6 protein-coding genes are annotated in these 6,972 nt (G+C 57.9%); all 6 read right to left on the bottom strand.

What is annotated here, in order from left to right; all coding sequences use genetic code 11:
• Positions 1-141 precede the first annotated feature (141 nt).
• Positions 142-2,265 (bottom strand): TonB-dependent siderophore receptor, encoded by a 2,124-nt coding sequence (locus GbCGDNIH8_RS12555; RefSeq protein WP_172822998.1) that lies wholly within the window; start codon positions 2,263-2,265, stop codon positions 142-144.
• A 203-nt stretch (positions 2,266-2,468) separates the two neighbouring features.
• The gene (gene hemJ / locus GbCGDNIH8_RS12560; RefSeq protein ID WP_072573448.1) at positions 2,469-2,921 is read right to left on the bottom strand and encodes a protoporphyrinogen oxidase HemJ; all 453 of its coding nucleotides are present in this window, start codon (positions 2,919-2,921) and stop codon (positions 2,469-2,471) included.
• Positions 2,918-3,610 carry an HAD family hydrolase gene (locus GbCGDNIH8_RS12565; protein WP_072573449.1) on the bottom strand — a complete coding sequence of 231 codons (693 nt, stop codon included), beginning with the start codon at positions 3,608-3,610 and terminating at the stop codon, positions 2,918-2,920. Before GbCGDNIH8_RS12565 ends, hemJ begins: the two co-directional genes overlap by 4 nt.
• Positions 3,607-4,740 (bottom strand): ferrochelatase, encoded by a 1,134-nt coding sequence (gene hemH / locus GbCGDNIH8_RS12570; protein ID WP_172822960.1) that lies wholly within the window; start codon positions 4,738-4,740, stop codon positions 3,607-3,609. Before hemH ends, GbCGDNIH8_RS12565 begins: the two co-directional genes overlap by 4 nt.
• Positions 4,741-4,805: 65 nt before the next feature.
• Positions 4,806-6,014, bottom strand: coding sequence for a DEAD/DEAH box helicase (locus GbCGDNIH8_RS12575; protein ID WP_072573890.1), 1,209 nt, complete (start codon positions 6,012-6,014; stop codon positions 4,806-4,808).
• Positions 6,015-6,249: 235 nt separating this feature from the next.
• The gene (locus GbCGDNIH8_RS12580) at positions 6,250-6,963 is read right to left on the bottom strand and encodes an outer membrane lipoprotein (RefSeq protein WP_072573450.1); all 714 of its coding nucleotides are present in this window, start codon (positions 6,961-6,963) and stop codon (positions 6,250-6,252) included.
• Positions 6,964-6,972 lie beyond the last annotated feature (9 nt).

Here is a 6,972-nt window from a genome sequence, read left to right on the forward strand (position 1 = left end):
ACCTCTTCGATCAACAAACGGGACCGAGAAAGCATATCGATGCTGAGTAGTATAAAGACTTTTCAGTGAAACATGCTCATCAGGAAACCAGCAAAACCACCCTTGGCAGCGCTGCCGGTTTCCGGATTTTTTCCTTGTCTGCTACCAACGCAACTGCACGCTGGCGAACACCGTGCGCCGCATTCCATAGAAACAGGACGTCATGCCACCACAAGACGCCACGTAGGTACGATCGAAGAGATTGCTGGCATTGATCGCGAAGCGCCACCGCATATCCTGACCGAAATCGTAATGCACGACGGCATCGAAGAGCGTTACACTCGGAACACGAAACACATTGGCGTTCCCCGCCGGATTGCTGCCGACATAACGCACCCCGCCGCCAAAGCCGAGCCCAGCCAAGGCCGCAACCGAACCGTCCTTCTGAAAGCTGTAATCCATCCATAGGGACGCCGTATTGCGTGGCACGCCTGTCGGTTCATTTCCCTGAGTCCCGTCATTGGCCTTGGTAATTACGGGATCGAGGTAAGTATAGCTGCCGGTCAAATTCAGGCCCGACGCCAGACTGGCATTGGCTTCGACCTCAAATCCGCGTACCCGAATTTCTCCGGTCTGAATCGTATTCGCCGCGTTATTGGGATCCGGGGTCTGCACGTTGCTCTGCGTGATATCGAAAGCGGATGCAGTGATGAAGCTGGTGTGATTCTGTGGTTGGTATTTCAAACCGATCTCGGTTTGCTTGCCCCGACTCGGCTTGAAGGGATCGCCATACAGATTCGTGCCAAGAATCGGCTGAAACGATGTCGCATGGCTGACGAACGGCATCAGTCCGAACGGTGTCAAATAGCCGAGACCAACACGATAGGTGAATGCCCCATCCGGTTGCGACTGGGATTGCGAGGCTCTGGTAGTATCACTTTGCAGCCAGTCATGGCGAAGCGCGGCCGTGAACAGCAGACGATTCCAAAGCTTCATCTGATCCTGCAAATAGATACCTGTCTGACTCGTATCCTGGTTGGTAACGGTTCCCGCGCCGAGCGGCGGCTGAATTGTGTAGACGGGCGCGAAAAGATTGATGGGCGTGCCCATCGCACTCGCAAAATACTGGCTGTAATTCAGCAAGCTGTAATCGACGCCCGCCAGTACCGTATGCGCGACGAAACCGGTACCGAATTTTGCCTGCGCCTGGTTGTCAAGCGTGAACAGATCCGTTGCCGTATTCTGGGTAAAGGCCAGGCGATTCAGCGTTTTCTGATCCGCCTGCAATCCCAGCCCATAAGCCTGGGACCACGTCAGATCGGTATGCGTGTAGCGAAGATTCTGCCTGACGGTCCAGACATCGTTGAAACGATGCTCGGCAGCGTAACCGCCGGAATAGACAATGCGATCGTATTTATCGAAACCCGGCGATCCGCTGAAAAGAGTCGATGAAATCTTGCCATACGGATTGGGCAATACCGTTCCAGAAGCCGGCAGGAATTGTGTGCCGGCCGTATGGTCGCGCTGATAATGGGTCAGCAGCGTCACCGTTGTGTCGGCATCCGGATGCCATGTCAAAGTGGGTGCGACAAAAACACGATCATTGCGCACTTCATCGACCTGCGTTCCGGCATCACGCACCAGTGCTGTGATACGATAGGACCATTTTCCGTCCGTGCCAGGCACATTGTCGCTCATATCGGCCTGACCCTGAATGCGGCCAAAACTGCCCCCCAGCAATTTCAGCTCATGCAGGGGGGTGGAGGTCGGCCTTTTGCTGACCAGATTGACCAGCCCTCCAGGAGGCGTCTGGCCATACAGCACCGAGGCCGGTCCCTTCAGAACATCGATGCGTTCGAGCCCATACGGTTCGTAAACACCGGAAGGAAAGCGCATCCCGTTCAGATAGATGCCACCGGTATTGGCATCAAAGCCACGAATGCGGATCCAATCCAGCCGCGGATCGTTACCATAGGCTTCAGCCTGCATGCCGGATGTATAGCGTAGCGCCTCGCTGACCGATTGAGCGGCACGGGCGCTGATGCTGTCCGCTGTCACGACCGAGACGGATTGCAGCGTTTCCAGCAGCGGCGTATCGGTTTTGGTTGCGGTTTCGGTGCTTTCCGCCACATAGCCGCGCACCGGCGCGGTGGCGGACGGAACGGCTTCCCCGCTGACATTCAGAACAGGGAGGCTGCCGGCCGTATCGGTGTTCGAAGACGGTTGTGCAGGCGCAGCCGCATTGGCGGCGATGCTGCCAAGCATAGGCAATACCAGGCATGTCAAGGCTGAACCGGTGGTCAGCCAGGAACGGCACGTCAAAAACTGTTTCGGCACGATAATAAAGATCTCCCGGCAGGCAAACGATACGCCAAGCAAGGAGGCCTAACTATTGAATATGATAATGAGTCGCAATTACATTTGATGGGTGTTTCTTTAAAAACCCTGCGATATGACCATTTCGCAACAGTCCATATCGGCGAAGCGTTTCAAAATGGTTTGACGATGACCATCGTGACAATGATCAGCATCAGCAGCGTGGGAACCTCATTGGCAATCCGGTAGAAGCGGGCTGGTTTTTCATTCCTGTCTTGCAGAAAATTCCGCCGCCATTTCGAGACCGCACCATGGAAACCGCTCATCAACAGCACACAGAGCAGTTTCAGGTGCCACCAGCCTTGCGCCCAATCGATCACCCCTGGAGTCAAAACCAGCAGAATACCGAAAAACCAGGTGGAGATCATGGCCGGATTGATGATCTGCTTCAGCAGACGACGTTCCATCACCTTGAAACGCTCGCTCTCCTCTGATCCGCGTTTCAAGGCGCAATGATAGACGTACAGCCTCGGCAGGTAGAACAAGCCCGCCATCCAGGCAATCATGCTGGCCACATGCGCCGCCTTGATCCAGGGATAGAGCGGCGTCAGGAACGACACGGTCATGCCGCCTCACCCTGGCCGATCCGCATTCTCGGGCGTAGCAAACCCGGCAGTTCCGCCAGATCGTTGAATGGAATGGCCCCTTCCGCCCTCAGTCTGGCGCCGTCATCATGCGGGGCGAAACCCAGAACCTCCATACCCGCTGCGCGAGCCCCCCTTATGCCAGGAATACTATCCTCCACCACGATGCATGCCTCAGGGGGAATGCCGGCATCCGCCGCCGCGGCCAGAAATACATCCGGGGCGGGTTTCGGTTTGAGCGAACCTCCCGGCCCCCCGCTGAATGTCCGGCCTTCCGTCAGATAGCTAAGGCCGGTCCGTGCGAATTTGACAGCCATTTCCGCCTGGGAACTGTTGGAAGCAACCCGCCATTCCAGACCCAGCGCCGCCATCCCCTCCAGAACCTCTTTTGCCCCCGGCACAGTGACGGATTCGGTTTCCAGCGCTTTCAGCAACGCGCTTGCCAATGCTGGACGCCAGCCGGGCGACACAGGACGACCCAGCATTTTTTCGATCAAAGGCACCATATCAATCAACGACATGCCAAGAAAAATACGGTGTGCCTCATCAGGCGTCATCGGCAACCCTTCTTCGGTCAGGCTGGCTGCCACGACACGGGAAGCAATGGTTTCGCTGTCGATCAGCACGCCATCACAATCGAAGATCACCAGACGCAAGGGCACCGCTCTCATGGAGTATCTCCCTGTTCACCGTGGGGGCAATCGCGATGAACACGCGGGCAGACACGGCCCCCGGCAAAACTGCACAGGCCGGGTCCATGCTCTCTCACACGCCTTACCAGCCCGGCCAGAGAATCGATAAATCCCGGATCGGAATTCTGGGTAGGCACCCGGAAATAGCCCTTGATGTTTTTTCTGTGCGCCAATTCTGCATACTCAACATCGAGTTCAACCAGCGTTTCCGAATGCTCGCTGACAAAGGCAATAGGCACCACCAGCACTGCAACCCCATCCTCAACCGCCCGATCGATCGCTTCTTCCGTCGAGGGGCCCAGCCAGACCTGCGGCGTGGCGCGGGACTGATAGCAGATCTGATGATCAAGGCCGGGCATGTTCATAGCCCTCAGAACGGCTGCCGTGCTCCGCTCCACCTGAAACTGGTAAGGATCGCCTTTCTTGACGATGACCTCCGGCAGACCATGCGCCGAGAATAACAGTCGCAGAGGGACGTCATCCGGCAGGGTGTTGCGGGCCTCATCATACGCTTTCCGCACCAGGGCCGCCGTTGCCGAAGCAAAATCACGATCGCTGTGATAGCAGCAGAGGGAAAAAGTCTGTTTTGCCAATCCTGCCGCTGCGGCGGCTTCCCGCCAGTCTGTCAGCGAACTGCCCGTCGTCGTGGTGGAATATTGCGGATAGAGCGGCAGCAGGATGATTTCGTCCGGATCCCAGTCTTTCACTTCCCGCACCGTTTCACGAGCAAACGGGTGCCAGTATCGCATGGCAATGAAACAGCGGGCCTCGCATTCCGGCAAAGCCTGTTCCAGCGTGTGTGCCTGTTCCTGTGTCAGCTCCAGCAGCGGAGATTTGCCGCCCAACAGCGCATAATTCTCGCTGGCCGGTTTGACACGCGCTTTCGCGATCATTCTCGCCAGAATTGGACGGACAAAAAACGGGACCCTCAGAATAGCGGGATCCCTGAATAAATTCAGCAGAAAGGGCCGGATGGCGGCTGGGCTGTCCGGGCCGCCAAGGTTGAACAGCACCACCGCAAGCTTACGCCGCTTGCCCGACCCAGCAGGCGGAAGAGAGTCATTGGGCAGGGAGGAAGGGGTACAGGAAACATTGCTGATCATTGGCATGGCTTCGCAAGTGTTGTCCCGTACCCGACCGGTAAGTCAATCAGCCAAGTTGACCGGAGTGAAAATCAGGCCGCATTGCGCCAACGCGGACGATGACGGCGCGCCTGCGGCTGCTTGCGGGGTTCTTCAGCCGGAAGATCGCTTTCGACACCGCCGGCGACCGACATTTTCACACGGGTAAGCTTTTCGATAGCCTTCAGGAACGGACGCTCGCTGGAATCACAGAAGGAAATCGCAATGCCTGTCTGTCCAGCCCGCGCCGTGCGGCCGATACGATGGACATAGCTTTCCGGCTCGTTCGGCAGTTCGAAATTGACCACATGTGACACCCCGGCAACGTCGATACCACGGGCGGCGATATCGGTGGCCACCAGAACCCGTGCATCTCCGCTACGGAAACGCTCCAGAGCGCGCTGACGAGCATTCTGGCTTTTGTTGCCATGAATGGCATCGGCCGGAATACCGGATTCTTCCAGATGCTCAGCGACACGATTGGCGCCATGCTTGGTGCGGGTAAACACGATTACCTTTTCCAACGCCCGATCCGCCAGCAGACGGGTCAACAGCACGCGCTTGCCGGTGCTTTCGATGAAATGCACATGCTGGGCAATCCGGTCGGGAGTCGGCTCCTCCACCGCGATCCGCACGCGCGCAGGATTACGCAGCAGCCCTTCTGCCAGACGTCCGATTTCACCGGGCATGGTGGCAGAGAACAGCAGGGACTGCCGCTTTTCCGGCAGGGAGGCCAGAACCTTGCGGATGTCGCGCATAAAGCCGAGATCAAGCATCCGGTCTGCTTCATCCAGAACAAAATGCGATACCTGATCCAGCAGCAGTTCATTGGTGCTCATCAGATCGCAGATACGACCCGGCGTGCCGATCACGATATCAGCACCGCGTTGCATGCGTTGCACCTGCGGCTTGCGGCCGACGCCACCCAGAATCAGAACGCGGCGAATCGGCAGCTCACCACCCAGCATGCGCAGATTATCGTCAATCTGCACGGCCAGTTCGCGGGTCGGGGCCAGAATCAGGGCGCGGGTCGAAAAAGCCCGCGGACGCTCCCGCTTCTGCATCAGGTGCTGCAATAAAGGCAGGGAGAAAGCTGCCGTCTTGCCGGTTCCGGTCTGGGCGATCCCCAGCAGGTCACGGCCTTCCAGCAAAGGAGGAATGGCACCGGCCTGAATCGGGGTCGGCTTGTGGAAACTGGCCGCCTGAAGCGCCTGAAGAATAGGCTCGGCCAGTCCAAAACTATCAAATGTCACGTCTGTCACAGTCGTCTCCAGCCGGCATATGCATGCCGGATCGGTCACGATCCACGCGCGATGCTGGAACGGGACAGGTCATCTATGGATCGTTCAGGAAACGCCAACCCTTGCAGGACCTTGCCTGCAGGCAGGTCGGCTCGACAGGTCTGACTTATCGCGCGCAGCGAACGATGCGCGCTTCATGCGCCGGAGGAGGGCCTGAAAGCAAGTCTCTTGAGAAAGAGGCTGTTGCCCGGATTCGTCAGGGCTTGGCATCCGGCAGCACCAGCCTGGCGGCCATAGTGGCTAGCTTTACCAGGGGTGAATCGCCGGGCAGGGCGGCAGGCAGGGCGCTGAGCGGAGCCGGAAGCGGGGTGGATGTCACATCCGGCCGGGTTTCCGCAGGTTGAGTCGAATCAGCTGCGGGTTTTTCTGCAGATGGGGTTGAAGCAGCAGGTTTATTATCTGCTTTGCTGTCCGGCAGGGGAACCGTGTAATCAGGCACAATTCGGGCCTGATTGCCGCCAATCACCAGCACCTTACGTCCGATCGCCAGCGGTTTTTGATCTTTCTGGGTAACGGAGACCATATCACCGCTGGTTTTCCGGACGATATATTCCCATGCCTTGGTATCACCCACCACATGGGTTGCAGTGGTTCCGACAATCCCACCGACCAGCGCGCCACCTAGCGCCCCGAAAGCAGATCCGACCCCGCCCGGCGTTTGCGCCCCTGCGATACCGCCAGCCGCAGCCCCGGTCGCGGTACCCATCGACGAATCAATACTGACCCCGATCGGCCTGACACCAACAATCACCCCCTGTTCAACCTTGTTGGCCTGCTGCATCGCGCGGTCAGCGTAGGTATCGGGGGAATAGCTGGGTCCACAGCCCGACAGAAACGGAACAGCAACCGCACAGAACGCAGCGGACAGCACCGAAAGGCAGTGACGAGCTGAAACAGACTGACGAAACACGGCAAACCC

It is taken from the genome of Granulibacter bethesdensis, assembly GCF_001889545.1.
Lineage (GTDB): Bacteria > Pseudomonadota > Alphaproteobacteria > Acetobacterales > Acetobacteraceae > Granulibacter > Granulibacter bethesdensis_B.